Genomic DNA, 266 nt, shown 5'->3' on the forward strand with positions numbered 1-266 from the left:
CCGCAATGTGATCCATGATGTCGCCAGCGGGTGCCTCGCGCCGATCTGCCTGCCCGTCTTGCACCGAATGCATAACGACGAGTTTGGCAGATGATTTCGCCAATTGCGGATAGAACGCAGCGTCTGGAAAACCGCGAATATCATTGAGATAGGCCACACCACGCGACAAGGCATAGGCTTGCGTCGCGGGTTGATAACTGTCGAGCGAGACGGGAATGCCATCTGCCTTGAGCGCGTCCAGCACCGGCGCGATACGCGCGATTTCT

The 266-nt window shown here is 57.9% G+C and carries 1 protein-coding gene; it reads right to left on the reverse strand.

Annotation, left to right across the window (positions count from 1 at the left end):
* Positions 1-266 (reverse strand): dihydropteroate synthase (locus tag FLQ44_RS18030; RefSeq protein WP_170253029.1); only part of this gene is annotated, 266 nt, incomplete at both ends.

Origin of the sequence: Vogesella mureinivorans (assembly GCF_007644035.1) — a bacterium.
Taxonomy (GTDB): domain Bacteria; phylum Pseudomonadota; class Gammaproteobacteria; order Burkholderiales; family Chromobacteriaceae; genus Vogesella; species Vogesella mureinivorans.